Source organism: Streptococcus sp. HMSC072D05, from assembly GCF_001815805.1.
Taxonomy (GTDB): Bacteria; Bacillota; Bacilli; order Lactobacillales; family Streptococcaceae; genus Streptococcus.
On sequence record NZ_KV822029.1, the window covers coordinates 1 to 616 of the forward strand.

Annotated in this window: 1 protein-coding gene; it reads left to right on the top strand. The window is 47.1% G+C overall.

From position 1 onward, the window contains the following. On the top strand, positions 1-616 hold a 616-nt coding region (locus tag HMPREF3057_RS05270), incomplete at both ends, for a hypothetical protein (protein ID WP_142350344.1).

Consider the following 616-nt stretch of genomic DNA (forward strand, 5'->3'; position numbering starts at 1 on the left):
GAAACGTGTTGATAAGAATGGCACTCCAGTTACTGCGACCTATAGTCCAGAGTTTACGAAAGTGACCCCAACAGGAACCGGTGCAACAAGTACAGGTCCTCAAGGACTTCCACAAACAGGCACTCCAAGCTTCCAAGGTGGCGACCCACTTGTTCCAATTGATGAAACAGTTGAACCAGCCTTCGAAGATGGAAGCAAAGAGAAATCTATTCCAGGTCAAGGAACTTACACGATTGCACCAGACGGAACTGTAACTTTCACACCAGACAAACAGTTTGTTGGAAACCCAGCTCCAGTCACAGTCAAACGCGTAGATAAGAACGGCACCCCAGTTACTGCGACTTACAGTCCAGAGTTTACGAAAGTAACCCCAACTGGTACGGGAGATAAGACAGAGGGTCTACAAGGTCAGGTCCAAGAAGGTAAAGTGACCTTCACTCCTGGCCATGCCTCAGTTCCATTCCCAGCTGATTCAACTCCACTATTTGACAATGGTACAACTGTGAAAGAAGTGCCAAATGTTGGTAAGTTCGAAGTGGATGCAGATGGTAAGGTAACCTTCACCCCAGATAAGCAATTCAAGGGGGAAACACCAGAACTTGAATTGACTCGTGTG